A 17,480-nucleotide genomic window follows, 5' to 3' on the forward strand; every position below is an offset into this window, starting at 1 on the left:
TCGACGCCTGACGTGGGAAGCCACGCCAGCGTCGATATTCGGGTCGAGCCACCCTCGGGCAATTACTCTTCCGGTGCATCGGGGAAGGCCTGCTGGGTGTAACCACCCCGCAGCGTTCCCTCCAGATAAGCAGTCTTGCAGGCGCGTCGAGCGATCTTGCCGCTGGAGGTCCGTGGAATCGACCCCGCGGGAACCAAGAGCACGTCGCGCACGGTCACACCGTGACGCTGGGATACCGCCGCGCGGACCGCGTCGGCGATGGGCAGCGGGTCGGCCTTGCCCGCGCCGGGTCCGCGCTCGCCCACGATGACGAGCTGCTCGGAGGCATCGTCGGCATCGAAGCTCAGGCCGGAATGGCTGCCCTGTTCGAACACCTCGGCGGGCAGCTGGTTCGCGGGCACCGAGAACGCGGCGACGAAACCGGGCCGCAGCGCCTTCGATGCCTCCTGCGCGGAGAACTCGAGGTCCTGCGGGTAGTGGTTACGGCCGTCGACGATCACGAGGTCCTTCACCCGCCCCGTGATGTACAGCTCGCCCTCGAAGTACACGCCGTAGTCGCCGGTGCGCATCCAGTTGGCGTCGGCCGTGGTGCCGTCGGTGTGGCTGCCTTCGGTGAGCCGATGCGCGACCTTGTTGTGGAAAGTCGCCGCGGTCTCGTCCGGACGACCCCAGTAGCCGATGCCCATATTGTTGCCGTGCAGCCAGATCTCACCGACCTGACCGTCGGCCAGCTCGTGCCCGCCGCCGTCGGAATCGACGGTCTCCGGATCGACGATGGCCGCCCACTGCGACAGCGCGACATAACCGCAGGAGACCTGGGCGATGGCGTTCTCGGCGCCCTGCTCGATCTTGACCATGCGACCGGCGTTGAGCTCGTTGCGGTCGACGTAGACGACCTTCGCCTCGTCCTCGGCCTTGGTCGCGGAGACGAACAGGGTCGCCTCGGCCATGCCGTAGCAGGGCTTGATCGCGGTCTTGGGCAGGCCGTACGGGGCGAACGCGTCGTTGAACTTCTTCATCGACGAGGTGGTCACCGGTTCACTGCCGTTGATCAGGCCGATCACATTCGACAGGTCCAGCGATTCGCCGTTCTTCGGCAGGCCACGCGCGGCGGCGTGCTCGAAGGCGAAGTTCGGTGCGGCGGCGAAGGTTCCGGCGCCGTCGTTGTGGGCGGCCAATTCCTTGATCCAGCGGTACGGGCGGCGCACGAACGCACTCGGCGACATGATGGTGATGTACTTGCCGCCCACCGCGGGCAGGATCACCGTCAGCAGGCCCATATCGTGGAACAGCGGCAGCCAGGTGACACCGCGCGAGTTCCAGTCCAGGTTGATCGCGTCGACCATCTGCAGCAGGTTGGTGCCGACCGCCCGATGGGTGATCTCGACACCGGCCGGGACGCGCGTGGAGCCCGAGGTGTACTGCAGGTAGGCGATGTCGTCGACGGCGACATCGGGACGCACCCAGCTCTCGCCGACGGCGTCCGGAATCGCGTCGACCGCGATGATGCGCGGACGCTGGGCGGCGGGCAGCGAGCGGAAGAACTGGCGCACACCGGCCGCGGAGGAGCTCGCGGTCAGAATGGCCGAGGGTTCACAGTCGCCGAGCACCGCGTGCAGGCGGTCGGTGTGGCCCGGCTCGTCCGGGTCGAACAGCGGCACCGAGATGGTGCCCGCGTAGATCGCGGCGAAGAAGGAGATCACGTAATCCAGGCCCTGCGGGGCCAGGATCGCGACCCGGTCACCCGGGTTGGTCACCTGCTGCAGTCGAGCGGCCACCGCGCGCAGCCGAATACCGAACTCACGCCACGTCAGCTCCTGCGCCTCACCGTCACGCTCGCGCGAATAATCGATGTAGCGGTACGCGAGGGTGTTCGCGTCGTTGCGGGTGTGCTTCTCGACGTGGTCCACCAGGGTGTGATCATCGGGAATACGGATGTTCCCGGTCTCATCCAGGTAATCGTCGAAAGTCTCTTCCATTCCTTCATCTCCTCCGAGGCACACGCAGCAAGACGGCGACAACGCCGCTGTTACCTGTGAGGCCCCGACTCGCTATCGCCCGCGGGTGCTCTACATGCGAGAGCCAGCCTGCAGATTTTATTGCGGTCTGCGCGGTAGACCGCTATCGGCTAGATGTTCTCAAACCAGAGTCATGTTACAGAGAAGACCGGGTCACTCCCCCCGCAGCAGCGGAATAATCGGCGCGAACGCGTCCATCTGGGTTGGGAACACGCCGACATAGGACATCGATGTGAGTTGCCGCACCTGACGGATCTGTTCGGCGATCTCCTCGAATGTGCCGATCGCCACATACGGCGAGGCGAGGATTTCCTCGACCGACAGTTTTACGTCGACCTCGAGGTCGGGGTGCAGTCCGCGCTCGATCGCGGACAGCGCCATCTCGGCGGTCTTCTCCCGATCGTCGGTGATGACGATCGCGGTAATGGCCCAGTTCAGCTCGATATCGGCGAAACGCGGACCCGCGACTTCCTTGATCAGGTTCACCTTCTCGATGGTCTTCTCCAAGGTGATGCCGGACAACAGGCCCTTGCCGTTCTTGGTGGTGACCGGAACGACCGAAACGATGTCGGCGTGCTTGGCGGCCAGGCTCAGCATCTTCGGACCGCCACCGCCGGTGCAGATGGGCGGGCGCGGACCCTGCCGTGGCCGTGGCGTGCCCTTGATGCCGTTCACCTGGTAGTACTTGCCCTCGAAGGTGCATTCCTGGCCACGCAGCAGCACATCGAGGATGGTCAGGGTCTCGTCCAGCTTGGCGAGGCGCACGCCCGGCGATTCGTACGGCAGACCCGCGGCGACGAATTCGTCCTGCTTCCAGCCCGCGCCGATGCCGACCTCGAGGCGGCCCTTGGACAGCACATCGATGGTGGCGAGGTCCTTGGCCAGTACCACCGGATGCCGGAAACCGTTGGCCAGCACCGAGGTTCCCAGCCGGATCCGCTCGGTGGCCTGGGTCAGCGCGCCGAGTGCGGCGATCGGGCCGATCTGGTCACCCAGGTGGTCCGGCACGACGAAGGTGTCGAAGCCGTACTCCTCGGCCGTCTGCGCGGTCTGGACGAACTTCCTGGCCCCGCCCTCTTGCTTATTTCCCTCGCCCGCGGCCGCGAAGCGGAAGGGCCGCAGCGGAGTACCCAGCGCGGTCAACTCAGCATCCGCTTCACGGCTCGCCGTGGTGGCCGGTGCGGCTTCTGTCATGAACTCATGCTCCTGGCTGTAAGGAAATGTGGGCGCGACGCCGGGGCGCATCGTGCCCACGCTTCTGGGGGCTCGAGGGCCGGCGTCGCGATCATCAGGCGCACTTTACAGCGTGCGACGCGACTCCAGTGCGGTTGTCGCGGTCCGCCCGCTCGAACACAGGTTGTGACCGCGTCCGCTGTGCGATCTCACGAATGCGCCGGGTGTGGTGCGCCTTCTATCAAACCGTTGGCCCAGTTCACCGTCCACTGTGTCGCAGTGGTCCCATCGCCGTCCACCACGTAGCCGTTGTAGAGGCTGTGCACCGGGTTACCGACCGCGCGGACCAGGGTCAGCACGCTGCCGACGATGTTCAGGGGACTCAACGCATCGCGCGGCGAATCGCAGATCATGTCGCCGGGCGCGCAGATGGTGTAGGTGCGATCGGCGAGCGAGCCGAACCCACCCGAACGTGCACCGGTCATCGTGATGCCGGGCACCTTCAATCCGTTGAGCGAGACCTCGGCGCCGACTCCGGCGGGCGCGGTGCCGATCTGGATGGCCTGGCCCGGTCCGTTGTCACCGGTGCGGCGGCCGTCGGCGATCAGCATGACACCGAGCACCTTGTCCGCGGGTACCGGTCCCTTGCCCGCGCCGATCTGGTTGGCGATATCGCCCGCGATCACCGCGCCCTGGGAGAACCCGGCGACCACATAGTTGGTCAGCGGACAGTCGCGATACCGATTCGCCATCGCGTCCTGCGTGCGCTGCCAGCCCTCGGAACGGCTGTTGTTGTACGACTGCTGGCCGTCCGGCGGAATCGCGATCGGATTGGAGAACTGCGCGACGTACGGAACGGTGTAGACATCGAGGCGTCCCTCCGGGAACTGCTGCGATACCGGCCCGGAGACGTTGAGCATCAACGAGATCGGATTGGCCGTCGGATTGTGCGGATCGTCGTTGCTGTTCGATTCCCAGGTACCGGGTATCGAAATCATCTGCACGTCGGGACACCAGGCCGGCTGGGAGGTCGGCGGTGTCGGCGGCGGCTTCGGACCGGGCTTCGGCTTGCGCAGCGGTCCGGCGAGCACGAACCACAGCAGCAGCGCGATGACGACGACGAGCACTACCAAACCGATGAAGAGCAGGCACCCCGCCGGTTTTCGGGACCGGCGGGAGGCCGAACTGCGCACACTCACTGGCAGTACGTCGACTTAGCCGTATCGATGTAGATCTTTCCGGCCTGCTCCACCGGCATCTTCGCCGGATCGAAGGACGGATCCGATCCGGCCATCGCGGTGGCGAAGGTCATCAGATCCTGATCGGAGGCATTCGCCGCGACGCCCTGGCAGACGTAGGTGCCGATGCTCAGCGCGATATCCGGGCTGGAGGGGGTGATGCCCGCGGCCTTGAGCGCGTCGAGGAACTTCTTGTCCTTGTCGGTGAGCTTCGACGTGTCACCAGGTGCGGCATTGGTCGGCACGGGCTGGGGGCGCTCCGGCGTCGCCGTATCCGCGGGCGTCTCGGGGGTCTGCGACGGCTGACCGGTGGCACCGGCGCTGGTCGGGGCAGGGGTCGAGGCGGAGGTCGTTGCCGCCGCCGTCGTGGTGTGGGACATCGTCGGCGTGCTCGACACAGTCGAATCGTTATTGCCACAGGCGGCGAGCAAGCCGGTAGCGGCGATCCCCACGACTACGCCGATAACCTTTCCGCGGGTCCGATGCATGAATTCGTGTCCTCGATCTGTTCGCTAAGGGGACGGGTCGCCACCCAGGCTAGAGGAAAGCCGAGCATAGGTGCAGGCGGTCGGCAAACAGACCGGTTGGAATTAAATGCCGTGGACTTCGGGTTTGCCGTCGCGCACCGTAATGAATCCGGTCTGGAAATTCTGCTGGACGCCCCCCGGAACGGCGAACTCGGCACTTGTCGGGTATCCGAGCCTGCCGTTCTCGTAGCCGACCACCGACCACATATCCATGATCGGACCCGAACGCACCGGCCACGCACCCGACAGCGGGCTCCAGTAGATATTTCCGCCCTCGAACTTGGAGTAGCGACCGAAATCCTTGCTCGGGGCCTCGTCGGCGGTAGGGAACCCGAGTTGGCTGTTCTCATAACCCAATTCGGCGTACTTGCCCAAGATCATTCCCTGCACATGATGCACACCGGTCTTCGCGCTGTAGTAGAAGGGACCGTTTTCGAAGGACTGGACCACACCGTCCTTATCGGGGGCCTTGGTCTCCGGTCCGGTGGGATATCCGGCCGGGCCGCGCTCGAAGCCCTGCCGACCCCATTCGTCGAGAATCGCGCCGCGCACCACCTGGGCGCCGGTCCGCGGGGTCCAGTAGAGCAGGCCGTTCTGGAATGCCTGCATGCGTCCGCGGCCGTCCGGCAGCCCGCGTTCGTCATCGGTGGGCAGGCCGAGCGCACCGCCCGGGCCGAGCGCGGCCTGGTAGCCGCCGCCGATCATGCCCCCGACCGCGTGCGCGCCGTCGGCCTGCGAATAGAAGACCCGGCCGCCCTTGAAGTCCTGTGCGGTGCCGCCCGCCACCTGGTACTCGCCGGTGACGCATTCGCCGAGCCAGCCGTTGCCGCTCGCCAGGGCGGCGATCGCGCCCCCGCTCTGGCAGGCCGGTTTGTTCGGGTCGACCCCGAGCGCGGCGGCGGCCTGCGGCCAGGACTGACGCATTTCGAAATCCCAGTACGGCCACGAATGTGTGCCGGAGGGACGGTAATTCACCTGGGCCGGGATGGACAGCTTGCCGAGTTTGGTCACGAAGTTCTGCGAGGTCAGCCGAGATAGGATCTCCAACCCCATGCCCGCGTAATTGGTGCTGACCCCGGGAATGCCGCTGGCCTGGTCGAACGGTCCGATCGACCCGTTACCGCTGGAGATATACAGGCTGACGCCCTTGAGCTTGTCCGCCAACGCATACGGGTCGTGGCTCTCCCACTCCGGACCGCCCGGCGGACCCCACATGGCGGCCGAATCGAAGCCGCCCGCATCGTGCATGGCGTACTGGATCGCCTGCGGCATCCCGAGGGTGGTCGTAGTGAGCACACCGGAGTACGACGCGGCGTATTTCGCGAAGTTCGGATTGCGCCCGGCCAGGAACATCGCGGCCGTGCCGCCCATCGAAATGCCTTCCATGCCACGCACATCCGTGGTCCGCCACTGACTCTCCAGCAGCGGCGGAAGTTCCTTGGTCAGGAAGGTTTCCCATTTGTAGTTGCGACCGTTGTCAGGCTGCAGCCAGTCGGAGTAGAAGCTGGACTGACCGCCGACCGGCAGCACCACCGTGACGTTCTTATCGGCGAAGAAATCCACCGCACCGGCGTCGTGGGTCCAGCCGCTCTCCTCATCGGTGGCGCGCAGACCGTCGAGCATGAACAGAGCCGGGAACCTGGCCTCCGGGTGTGTGTTCCAATCCCGGGCCAGCAGCAGCTGCACCTGGATGGGTGTGGCCATAGATGGCGAATTGATCCACAGCGCCACCCGTCGGTCGGTCAGCCACACCACCCGCTGCGCCGTCGCGCCCACAGCGGGTGCGGCGGCGGGCTGAGCGTTTGCGGGTGCGGTGCTCGGGGAAAGCCCTGAGGCGAGTGGGATCGCGATGGCGGTGGCGAGCATCGCGACCCGGCCACGGGTCACACGTCCGCTACGTCGCCCGCGCCGCCCACATCTGCCGAATGCAAGTGCTGCCACAAGTGTTTCCTACCCCGGTTGCGGCGCGGTTGCGGGTAAGACACGCGGACAGGCTTATCCGCCTGGCGAATGCGAAACGGCGCCGTCTGCTTCCGTTCGGAAGCTGACGGCGCCGTTCGGCGTCTAGATCCTTAACTCACCAACCACCGGTGGCGTCGAGGATGCCGTTGTGGGAGTTCCACAGCTCACCCTCCCAGTACTTCCACGAGTGGGTACCCGCGGCCGGGAAGTCGAACGTGGCCGGAATGCCGAGCGAGGCCAGGCGAGCCTGGAACGCGCGGGTGTTCACCAGCGACAGCGCCTCCAGCGCCATACCGTTGGCGGTGTTGAAGTAGCCGACGGCCGAGTTCGGGTTGTCGTACTGACCCGGCAGACCGCTGGCCGCCGAGATGTACATCGGCAGACCCTTCAGCTGCGGGGCGAACACGAACGGGTCCATCCGCAGCCACTGCGAGCTCCACGGCGCGGCCATCGAGTCAACGTTGTAGCGGCCCGCGTCCAGCATCGCGATGCGGATCGCCTCACGCATGCCCGGCGCGGAGATGTTCAGGTAGCCGGAGTAGGACGCGGCGTACTTGAACTGGTCGCGGTGGTAGGCGGCCAGCGCCAGCGCGGCCGAGCCACCCATCGAGAGGCCGACAACCGCGTTGTTCGTGCGCGACACACCGTAGCCCTCGAGGAAGGCCGGGAGTTCCTTGGTCAGGAAGGTCTCCCACTTGTAGGTGGTCTTCTGGCCGTTGGTGTTGCTCGGGCTGTACCAGTCGGCATAGAAGCTCGACTGGCCACCGACCGGCATGATCAGCGAGATGTTGTCGTTGCCGAACTGCTGGAGGGCGTTCGTCTCGAACGACCACGCGTTGCGGTCGTCACGTGCCCGCAGGCCGTCGAGCAGATACAGCGCCGCGTTACCGCCGCGCGCCGCCCACTGCACCTGGACCTTGATCGGACCCATCTGCGACGGGACCATCAGGTCCTCTAAGCCACCCGACGGCGTCCGCAGCGCGGGGCCGTGCACCGGCGCGGCCAAGGCAACGGTCGGGCCCGTCACGCCCGCGGCGATCGGTAGCGCCAACGCCGCCGCACCGACAGCCAGAATTCGATTCCGCCAACCACGAGGGGTACCTCGCCGTCCCGACTTGGTTCTCTTCGGCGCGGCCGCCCTGCCGAAACGCATGAATCCTGCTCTCTTTCTGCTGTTGTGGTGTTGCCCGTAGCCCTTGCGGGCCGGGCAACACCCGTGCTGCCAACGAGACGCGCGTCACATGCCAACCGGTACCCGACATTCCGGCACAAGAGACGGCGCTACAACGATCTGGTCACACTTGCGCTCGCTGGAGGTTATTCGACGTGCGAAGCCTTAGCAAGACCGGGGTATTCGAGTGGCCGAATTCCGCCCGTTCACAAGCTGTGATCGTGCGGAGACCCTATCGCGTTCGTGCGGAGATGTCGTGTCGGAACGGGAATTTCGGACAAAGATTAGGGGGTCACTAGGGAGTGCGAATCCTGACCCCGGGTACCGGCTCGGATCCGGCAGCATCTCGAGCACTCGGTCGGCCCAGTAGTGCCGGGCGTGCACGCCGACCGCCGGGCAGCGGAAGACCGCGTTCGTCGGGCCGCGGAAATCCGGCCGGACCTGCCGCGGCGCCCCGCACATGCCGTGCGCCGGAATATTCGGGTAGCCCGAATACGAACCTGCATAGTGGAATTGGATTGCCCGCCGATCGGAATGACAACGTTGATATTCCACGGCGGCAGCACCGGGGAGATCTGCCAATACGAATGCCACCCCAACCGCCGAGCTCCGCAGCCAGCCACTGGCAACTATTCAGCGCACCCTGCGATGCCGCAGCGATTCGACCTTTCGCCCGTGCGAGCACTACTGCTCGCCGCTGTCGAGCATGAGGATCGACACACGACACCGATGGTCCCGCACAGGAGGTCTCGGCGTTGTTGCTCTTCCAAAGGCACGTGCTCGAACCAGAAGCCGCCGCGATGTCGGATCGTGATGAGGTCCGGGGAATCACCGACGCGAACTCTTACACGAACCTCCGCCGGGCATGCGACACCGAAACTCTCGAGCCAGCGATCTTCCAGCCAACCAGAGGGTAAATGCTCGATTCGGACCAAAACAAAGCCGCCCGGTCCGTGCACCGGGCGGCTTGTGCACCGCGACACATACCCGCGAGAGCGATCGCGGCGGCCGATAACTCAGCCGATATTGGCGGACATGTCCGGAATCATCCGATAGGCCTCGTCCTGCCAGTTGGTCCACGCATGCAGACCGGCGGGCGGGAACGAATACACCACGTTCTGCGCCCCCAACGACATCATTCGGACCTGAAATGCCCTGGTATTCGCCAAGGCGAGCGCCTCGAGCGGCGAGCCCCTGAGGAGACGATCCGCGGCAACCGGGAATGGAATATTCAGATCCTCGGGCATAGGCAGCGCACTACCGGCGGCGACCCACACCCGGGTGCCGTTCTGGATCAAGCGCGGCGCGAAGACGAACGGATCCATCCGCAGCCACTGCGGACCCCACGGCGGCGCCATCGAGTCCACGTTGTAGCCGCCCGCGTCGACCATCGCCGTGCGAATCGCCTCCCGCATACCCGGCGCCGAAATATTGAGGTAGCCCGAGAACGCTCCGGCGAAGCTGAACTGGTCCGGGTGATAGGCCGCAAGCGTCAGCGCCGCACTGCCACCCATCGAAAGCCCGAACACACCATTGCGATTCGGGTTGAAGCCCAAGCGATCCCGCAGCGCCGATCGCAGCTGCTGGGTCAGGAACGTTTCCCAGTCGTAGCGATAGCTCTTCCCGGGACCTGCCAAAAAGGCCTCCGTCGCACCGGATCCGGTGGCCGAACCCATCGAACCGGGCGTGACGCCGAAGAAGTTGCTCGGCGCATTCCAGTCCGCGTAGAAGCTCGACATGCCACCGACCGGCATGACCACATTGATATTCCAGCTCGCGAGGATCTCGGGGACATTGGTCTCGATCTCCCAGCCATTGAGCGTTTCCGGTGCCCGCTGGCCGTCGAGCACGTAGGCGACGCGGTTGGTATTGCCGTCCGCCGCGCGCAGCACCCGGCTCTTGATCGGACCCATCACCGGCGAATCGACCCAGAAGTCGAAGGCCGCCGGGTTGAGGCCCGCCGATGCGATGGTGCCACTGCCCGCCAGGGAGATCCCGAGCGGCAACAGCATCGCCGTCGCCACACCGAGCACCCATTTCTTCGCCCAGGAACCACCGGCCGCCCCGGCCGACGAACTGGCCGAACTCCCGGGCCCACGTTGCCAGCGCACACTTCGCATTCGACTCGACCTTTCGTCCAGACGGCCAGTTGGCAAACTTCGAGCAATTTCGACTGACGCCTCATCGGGCACAAAGACAGCCAACCCTGTCCGAAACAGACATACCACCTGCATACATACTGGTCGCACATCAATCTCTAGCGAATGCTTCTATGTTGCCGAAAAGTGATCCAACCCACAACTATCGAAGGCATCCAGAGCTGATTCGTTGTCAACGGGGGTTTCGGACGGATGCGAGCAAACAAAAACCGCCTGGTGTGCGAACACACCAGGCGGTCAGATCACCGCATTACCAGCCCCGCTCGGAGCGAGTCTTACGAGCGACTTTCGCGCCGAAGGCGCGGCCAAACAAACACAGCTTTACCCGATGTTGGCGGAGAGATCCGGGATCATGCGGTAGACCTCGGACTCCCAGTTGTGCCAGTTGTGGATGCCCACGGACGGGAAGCTGTAGGTGACATTCTGCGCACCCAGCGTCGCCATCCGGACCTGGAAGGCCCGGGTGTTGACCAGTGCGAGCGCCTCCAGCGGCGTGCCCTGGATGACGTCGATCGGCGAGCTCGCGTCGGCCGGACCGGGCAGTGCGCTGCCCGCGGCCACCCAGAGCCTGGTGTTGTTCCGGATCAGCTGCGGCGCGAAGACGAACGGATCCATGCGCAGCCACTGCGGGCCCCACGGCGGCGCCATCGCGTCGATGTTGTAGCCGCCCGCGCTGATCATCGCGACGCGCAGCGCCTCGCGCATACCCGGCGCGGAGATGTTCAGGTAGCCGGAATACGAACCGGCATAGACGAACTGGTCCGGATGGTAGGCCGAGAGCGTCAGCGCGGCGCTGCCGCCCATGGACAGGCCGAAGACACCGTTGCGGGTCGGGCTGAAGCCGAGGCGATCACGCAGCGCATTGCGCAGATCGCTGGTCAGGAAGGTCTCCCACTTGTAGGTGTTCGACTTGCCGAGGGTCTCGTTCCAACCCGAGGAGCCGGTCATCGCAGACCCGGAGGACGAACCGTTGGCCGAACCCGACGAACCGGTGCTCAGGCCGAGGAAGTTACCCGGCGCGTTCCAGTCCGCGTAGAAGCTGGACGGACCGCCGACCGGCATGACGACATTGATATTCCACTTGGTCAGCTCACGGGCGACCTCGGTCTCGATCTCCCAGCCGTTCAGGTCACCACGGGCCCGCATGCCGTCCAGCGCGTAGACCACGCGCCCGGTATTGCCGTCCGCCGCGCGGAAGATCCGCGACTTGATCGGACCCATGCTGGAGTCGACCCAGAAATCGAAACCGTCCGGGTTGAACGCGGCCGACGCGGAACCCGCCGGACCTGCTACTGACACCCCGAGCGGCAGCAAGATAGCCAGCGACATCAGCACCGACCGCTTGAGCCACGAACCGGCTCTACGGGTTTTCAGACGTCCATTCTGCGTCTTTTGCCCGATCACGCCTCGCATCTGGTTTTCGGCCTTTCGTTATGCGGTCGTACTTCGACCGCGTCTCTGCGTTGACCACTGGATGGGCCCATGTCGAATCGGAAGCCCCAACGGGCGTTCCCACGTACCATATCGCGACATCGATGCGGTGGCGTTATCAAAAAGAGATAAAGCGATATGCGCCACGTTTATTTGCCCTGGTCAGTGAAAGAACTGGGGCCCACGGAGTTCCATGGGCCCGTGTGACAGGAGTTGCGTCTTACCTTTGCGGTTGAGGATACGGATCCACCAGTCCGCACCGCTCGATCTCGTACTTCGGCACGCGATCGATCCGGTATTTCGCGAAGTGCAGCGCGTGGATCAGGTTGTGCTTGAAGCGACCCCAGGTGAGCGGATCACGGTAGGAGATGTTCAGTGCCACGGTGTCCGGGCAGCTCATGGCGGTACGCGCCTGGGTGACCCACTTCTCGTCCATGTACCAGGGCATCCACGGATGCCGGTCGACCATGCCGGTATCCACCACGACCCAGTCCGGATACAGGCTCTTGTCGTGGCCGATCCGGCCGTCGGTGAGCCGGTCGGTGTGCGCGGCCAGCGGATAGGCCAGGCCCATCTGGTCGATGACGCGCACGTCCAGCGGGACGTTCATGCTGGTCATGCCGAGATTGAGGAAGTAGACGGTATGCCCGGCGCCGCCGTCGGGAATCGGCTGCGGCGGGGGCGCGACGTACCAGAACATGAACGACGGCGAGTTCAGCAGCAGACCGCCGTCGGGGGTTTCGGCGATGTTGTTCACCATGGCCCGCACGCGCGGGTAGTCCAGGTAGTCCTCGGCCAGGATCGGATGGTCGTGGCCGGTATTGAGGACGTAGTAGACGCGCTCGTCGACGATGCCGGAGGCACTGATCTTGGTGCCGGTCTTGATGGCCGTGGTGTTGGCCGCGAACAGCGCCCAGCCCGCGGTGCCGAGCAGCGCGAGCGTGATCACCGCGAAGGACCAGTCCCCTGCAGTGACCGCGCGCAGACCGCCTTGGCGGTTGAAGGAGGCAAGCGGCAGCCGGATCGGCACCACCGCGACCGGCAGCAGCAGGCAGAACAGCTGCGGCAGCAGCATCCGGCCGTGCATGAAGTCACCGCCGACGCGCAGAGCGTAGATCGTCAGGACGAATCCGCTGCCGAGCATGAGCGCGACCACCGCACTCGGCGAGTGCAGCCATTCGCGGACTCGGCGCACCGTCCAGCCGCGCTCGTCGGTCGCCTTGTCGGCACGCGCCGAGCGGCCCGCGACCACACCGAGGACCAGCAGCACCAGCAGCGGCACCCACAGGTAGTACGGACCGACCAGATCCCAGAGGTATTTGAAGCCCTGCCCCCACTTGGCGCCGCCCGCATCCTTGGCGACCGCGGTATTCGGATAGGGCAGGCCGTAGTAGCCCATCCGCCAGACCTGGTAGCACAGCGGCACCAGCCCCGCGGCGGCGACGATCAAGCCGCGCAACACGATCGGGTGCAGCCGGGACCGCGGCATCGGGGCCAGGAAGATCATCAGCAGCGACAGCGCGCCGACCAGCGTCATCTCCGGACGGATCAGCGGTGCGAGTCCGGCGAGGAAAACCAGCCCGAACAGCGCGGGCGGCTTCACCCGCTCGGTCTGACTCCAGCGCACCAGTTGCCACCACAGCAGGCCGAGCCAGCAGATGACCAGACCGCTCTCCAGACCGGAGGTGGCGTAGTCACGGGCGGGTGGCAGGGCGATGTAGACGAATACGCCCGCGGGCAGCAGCAGCGCCGATTCGGTGCCGCCCCACAGCCGCGCGGCACCGAGCATGGCGAAGACGATCGCCAGCATCGATACCGTGAGCGCGACGCCGAGTACGACGTATTCCAGCCTGGCCCTGGTGAGCCAGCTGAAGAACCACACCAGATAGGTCCATGCGGTACTGGTGTTGGTCTCGACGCGCTCGCCCTCGTTGAAGACCGGCCCGTTGCCCGCCAACAGATTCCGCACGGTGCGCAGCACGATGAGCCCGTCGTCGGCGATCCAGCGTCGCTGCCAGGCGCCGACCGAGAATAGTGCGACAGTGAGCGCGATCCCACCGACGAAGGTGGCTCGGGATAGCCTGGCGAACCGCAAGGCCGAACGAGCCGGCCCTTCGGCCGGCTCCTTCGTCACTTGTTCTGTTCGCTCCACTCCCTCTACCAGCAGTTCGTCAGGTGAGATAGACAGCGACACCTACCGCTCCGATCCAGGCGATTGCGAGGAACTGGAGGATGCGATCCCCCAGCGCGATCTCTTCGGGTTCACCGGCCTCGCCGCCATCGACGTCGACCGCGTAACGCAGGATTGCGATGGTAAACGGAATCATCGAGATTGCGAACCAGTTGGTGTGCTTGAGGCTGTCCTGTTGGAACGCCCACAGACCGTAGAACACCACCACCGCGGTCGCGGCGAGAGTCCAGATGAAGCGCAGATATGTCGGTGTGTAGTACTCCAGCGACTTGCGGATCTTTGCGCCGGTGCTCAGCGCGATCTGCAGTTCGGCGTAGCGCTTACCCGCGGCCATGAACAGCGAGCCGAACGCCATGATCAGCAGGAACCATTGCGACAGGTCGATATTCGCTGCCGCGCCACCGGCGACCGCGCGCAGCAGGAAGCCGGAGGACACGATGCAGATGTCCAGCACCGCCTGGTGCTTGAGGCCGAAGCAGTAGGCCAGCTGGATGCCGATGTAGACGGCCATCACCACGGCCAGATGCCAGGACGCCAGGAACGATCCGGCGATCGAGCCGACCAGCAGCACCACCGAAAGCAGGTAGGCCAGATTCACCGGGACCACGCCCGCGGCGATCGGGCGGTACCGCTTGGTCGGGTGCGCCCGGTCCGCCTCCACGTCGAGCGCATCGTTGACCAGGTAGATGCCCGAGGCCGCCATGCAGAAGACCACGAAGGCGATGCCGACATGGCCGAGCACGCTCAGTTCGGTCGCGGTATCCGGACCCGCGGCCAGCGGCGCGGCGAGCACCAGCACGTTCTTGACCCACTGACGCGGGCGGACCGCCTTGAACAGCCCGCCGCCCAGTGTCTTGGGCGGACCCTTGACTACTGCTTCGGCTAGGTCCGTGCTGGTCGGCTCTTCACTCATGTCAACGAACGTCTTTTCTTGTGCGGTCACTATCGAGTCTCTTTTCGGCGGCAAGCACAACAGCGGCGGACGCGGCGCCGAGCGCGGAACCGGCGAGCACGTCGGAGGGATAGTGCACCCCGAGCACAACCCGGGAGAGCAACATCGGTGGGACGAGCACCGCAGGCAAGGGTAGCCCGGTCAGTCTGCCGAGCAACACCGCCGCTGCCGTGGTCGAGGTCGCGTGTGAGGACGGGAAGCTCAGCTTGCTCGGCGTCGAGACGTTGACCTGCACCGATGGATCATTGGGGCGCGGACGCCGGACGATTCGCTTGATGACGATCGATGCCGCGTGCGCGCCGACCGCGCCGACCGCGACCCCGGCCCACTGCCTGCGCCGCGGTTTGTCGACGAGCCAGCCCGCCGCCGCGATGCCGATCCAGCCGAGCGCGTGCTCACCGAAATGCGACATGCCGCGCGCGGCCTTGATCACCTCGGGCTTGGCGCCGATGGTCGCCTGGACCGCGTTGATGATCTTGACCTCGGGCGGCTGCGGCGCCGACGGCACCGCCGATACCGGGCCGCCGTGACCGTTCGCACTCGAGTGCACCGCGGTGTTGTCGTCCGCGGCGGTGGCTTCCAGACTCACTACTGCTCATCCTTCGTATCGATACCGAAGACGTTTTCCCAAGCCGCCGTGCTGGTCAGCGTCGGGTGAGCGGCGCGGTAGCGCTGCTGCATCTCCGGGAAGCGGGCCGCCAACTCCTTGCGCAGCCGCATGGCCTCCTTGAACAGGCCGAGGGCCTGACGCGGATCGCGCTTACGGTAGACCACGCCGCGGCCGTCCGCGGTGGTGACGGTGACGCCGTCGATCTGCGAGAGCAGGAACCAACGGGCGTCCAGCGTAGGCACATTCAGCTGCGGACGCTCGTGATGCTCGGCATGTGCCGGGCGGAAGTTGTGCACGACGCCCTTGGCCAGGCGGACCACCTTGGCGATCGGATTCGCCGGTTCACCGACCGCGCCGACGCCGATGTGGCTGGCCAGCGGCAGTTCGGTGGACGACGGCAGGATGACCGCATCCGGGTACTGCTTGCGCATTTCGTGCACCACGCCGAGGGCGCTCGGCAGCAGTTGGAACAGTCGCTCCGGTCCGGCGAGGAAGTCCTTGATCGCCAGATTCTGGATGGCGACCGTCGAATACTCCAGGCAGAGCAGGTGTTTCAGGGTCGCTTTGACGGTGTTGACGACCATGCCGCGCCCGTTGCCCGGCATGTGCAGCGAGGCGACCACCAGGCGGTTGCGCAGGTGGAAGTACGCCTGCCAGTCGATCGCGTCGTCCTTGTCGCTCCAGGCCATATGCCAGACGGCGGCGCCGGGCAGGGTGACGGTGGAGTAGCCGTGATCGTGGGCGCGCAGCCCGTATTCGACGTCGTCCCACTTCAGGAACAGCGGCAGCGGCTGACCGATCTCCTCGGCGACCTGGCGCGGGATCACGCAGGTCCACCAGCCGTTGAAGTCGACGTCGATGCGCCGGTGCAGCAGCTTGGAGTTGTCGCGGTCCTTGAGCGGGTACTTCGAGAAGTCGTGGTCGTATTCGACATTCGGCGCGGAGGTCCACATGAAGATGCCACGATCCACGACCTCGCCCATGCTGTGCAGGTGTGAGCGCTCCTGCAGGTTGAGCATCTGCCCGCCGACCAGCATGGGTGATTTGGCGAAGCGGGCGAAGGCCAGCGCGCGCAGGATCGAATCGGGTTCGATCTCGATATCGTCGTCCATGTAGACGATGTATTCGGCGTCGGTGGTTTTCAGCGCCTCGTACATGACCCGGCTGTAGCCGCCGGACCCACCCAGGTTGGGCTGATTGCGAATGGCGAGCCGGTCGCCGAGCACCGCGGCGGCTTCGGCGAAGCCGGGCTCGTCGACCACCTTGCGGTTGCCCTGATCGGCGACGATGACCGCGGCTATCTTCTCCAGCACCAGCGGGTCCGAGCCCAGCGCGCCAAGGGTTTTCACCAGATCGGTGGGCCGGTTGAAGGTCGGCATGCCGACCGCGATGGTGCCCGCACCGGGCGCCTCGACCGGCGCGTACCAACCGCCCGCGAGCAGCGTGACTGCCGTATCGGTGGTGATGTCGAACCAGATCCAGCCGCCGTCCTCGAACGGGCCGAGATCGGTCTCGAATTCCACGTGCACCGATTCGGTGCTCGTGTCGGATTTGCGGCGCTCCCTGGTCCCTCCGTGGTCACGCTCCGCTGCCTCCTCCGGGCCCTGAGCTCGCGTCGCGAGCGCGACCGCGAATTCCTTGCCCTGCACGTGGATTCGCGAGCCGTCCGCCTTCGAGCGGTAGACGTCCACGCGGCCGTGCCCGGCGAGTTCCAGCCGCAGCACCACCGAGTTCAGGATGCTCCAGCGCCGCCAGTAGCTCGCGGGCAGCGCATTGAAGTAGGTGCAGAACGACACCTCCGACTCCGCGCCCACCGACAGCGAGGTACGCGTGGTGGCGTGCGCGCGCCGGGCATTGGTCGGCGACTCCTCCAGGTAGAGGGTGCGCACGTCCAGCGGTTCACCCGGCCGAGGCAGGATGATGCGCTGCAGCAGCGACTTCGCGCGGGTTTCGGTGGTCATATCTTCCAGGATCGATTGGGAGGTCATTCGTCGCTTTCAGCGTCAGTGCGGGACACCCGCACCCGGTCGGCTTCGATGAGCGGGGCT

12 protein-coding genes are annotated in these 17,480 nt (G+C 65.6%); all 12 read right to left on the reverse strand.

Annotation, left to right across the window (positions count from 1 at the left end):
* Positions 1–62: 62 nt before the first annotated feature.
* The 12 genes from fadD32 to NP3_RS09695 all read right to left on the reverse strand — a co-directional run bounded on the left by fadD32 (position 63) and on the right by NP3_RS09695 (position 17,420).
* The gene (gene fadD32 / locus NP3_RS09640) at positions 63–1,979 is read right to left on the reverse strand and encodes a long-chain-fatty-acid--AMP ligase FadD32 (RefSeq protein ID WP_063039846.1); all 1,917 of its coding nucleotides are present in this window, start codon (positions 1,977–1,979) and stop codon (positions 63–65) included.
* A 192-nt stretch (positions 1,980–2,171) separates the two neighbouring features.
* Positions 2,172–3,212, reverse strand: coding sequence for an LLM class F420-dependent oxidoreductase (locus tag NP3_RS09645; protein ID WP_063039880.1), 1,041 nt, complete (start codon positions 3,210–3,212; stop codon positions 2,172–2,174).
* 188 nt (positions 3,213–3,400) lie between these two features.
* The gene (locus NP3_RS09650) at positions 3,401–4,390 is read right to left on the reverse strand and encodes a cutinase family protein (protein ID WP_063039848.1); all 990 of its coding nucleotides are present in this window, start codon (positions 4,388–4,390) and stop codon (positions 3,401–3,403) included.
* Positions 4,387–4,917, reverse strand: coding sequence for a DUF732 domain-containing protein (locus NP3_RS09655; protein ID WP_063039850.1), 531 nt, complete (start codon positions 4,915–4,917; stop codon positions 4,387–4,389). Before NP3_RS09655 ends, NP3_RS09650 begins: the two co-directional genes overlap by 4 nt.
* Before the next feature lie 102 nt (positions 4,918–5,019).
* On the reverse strand, positions 5,020–6,822 hold the full coding sequence (locus tag NP3_RS09660) for an alpha/beta hydrolase-fold protein (RefSeq protein WP_084508390.1): 1,803 nt from the start codon (positions 6,820–6,822) through the stop codon (positions 5,020–5,022).
* 211 nt (positions 6,823–7,033) lie between these two features.
* Complete coding sequence (locus tag NP3_RS09665; RefSeq protein ID WP_084508382.1) at positions 7,034–8,071, reverse strand: alpha/beta hydrolase; 1,038 nt, start codon at positions 8,069–8,071, stop codon at positions 7,034–7,036.
* Between the two features lie 1,034 nt (positions 8,072–9,105).
* Positions 9,106–10,209, reverse strand: a complete 1,104-nt coding sequence (locus NP3_RS09670) for an alpha/beta hydrolase (RefSeq protein WP_084508384.1) — start codon at positions 10,207–10,209, stop codon at positions 9,106–9,108.
* Between the two features lie 360 nt (positions 10,210–10,569).
* Positions 10,570–11,577, reverse strand: coding sequence for an alpha/beta hydrolase (locus NP3_RS09675; RefSeq protein ID WP_063039886.1), 1,008 nt, complete (start codon positions 11,575–11,577; stop codon positions 10,570–10,572).
* Positions 11,578–11,899: 322 nt separating this feature from the next.
* On the reverse strand, positions 11,900–13,843 hold the full coding sequence (locus NP3_RS09680; RefSeq protein ID WP_373864737.1) for an arabinofuranosyltransferase AftB family protein: 1,944 nt from the start codon (positions 13,841–13,843) through the stop codon (positions 11,900–11,902).
* A gap of 7 nt (positions 13,844–13,850) precedes the next feature.
* A complete protein-coding gene (locus NP3_RS09685) occupies positions 13,851–14,783 on the reverse strand; it encodes a decaprenyl-phosphate phosphoribosyltransferase (protein ID WP_063039856.1) in 933 nt (310 codons plus the stop codon).
* Position 14,784: 1 nt separating this feature from the next.
* A complete protein-coding gene (locus tag NP3_RS09690; protein ID WP_063039888.1) occupies positions 14,785–15,330 on the reverse strand; it encodes a phosphatase PAP2 family protein in 546 nt (181 codons plus the stop codon).
* A gap of 80 nt (positions 15,331–15,410) precedes the next feature.
* Complete coding sequence (locus NP3_RS09695) at positions 15,411–17,420, reverse strand: glycosyltransferase (RefSeq protein WP_063039858.1); 2,010 nt, start codon at positions 17,418–17,420, stop codon at positions 15,411–15,413.
* Positions 17,421–17,480: the final 60 nt, after the last annotated feature.

Source organism: Nocardia pseudovaccinii NBRC 100343, assembly GCF_001613225.1.
Lineage (GTDB): Bacteria > Actinomycetota > Actinomycetes > Mycobacteriales > Mycobacteriaceae > Nocardia > Nocardia pseudovaccinii.

What these genes read in the sequence shown, in the direction of transcription:
- NP3_RS09655 (WP_063039850.1), bottom strand. Translation starts at nt 4,917, where the DNA reads ATGCATCGGACCCGCGGAAAGGTTATCGGCGTAGTCGTGGGGATCGCC.
- NP3_RS09660 (WP_084508390.1), bottom strand. Translation starts at nt 6,822, where the DNA reads ATGCTCGCCACCGCCATCGCGATCCCACTCGCCTCAGGGCTTTCCCCG.
- NP3_RS09675 (WP_063039886.1), bottom strand. Translation starts at nt 11,577, where the DNA reads ATGTCGCTGGCTATCTTGCTGCCGCTCGGGGTGTCAGTAGCAGGTCCG.
- NP3_RS09670 (WP_084508384.1), bottom strand. Translation starts at nt 10,209, where the DNA reads ATGCGAAGTGTGCGCTGGCAACGTGGGCCCGGGAGTTCGGCCAGTTCG.
- NP3_RS09665 (WP_084508382.1), bottom strand. Translation starts at nt 8,071, where the DNA reads ATGCGTTTCGGCAGGGCGGCCGCGCCGAAGAGAACCAAGTCGGGACGG.
- NP3_RS09695 (WP_063039858.1), bottom strand. Translation starts at nt 17,420, where the DNA reads ATGACCTCCCAATCGATCCTGGAAGATATGACCACCGAAACCCGCGCG.
- fadD32 (WP_063039846.1), bottom strand. Translation starts at nt 1,979, where the DNA reads ATGGAAGAGACTTTCGACGATTACCTGGATGAGACCGGGAACATCCGT.
- NP3_RS09645 (WP_063039880.1), bottom strand. Translation starts at nt 3,212, where the DNA reads ATGACAGAAGCCGCACCGGCCACCACGGCGAGCCGTGAAGCGGATGCT.
- NP3_RS09685 (WP_063039856.1), bottom strand. Translation starts at nt 14,783, where the DNA reads ATGAGTGAAGAGCCGACCAGCACGGACCTAGCCGAAGCAGTAGTCAAG.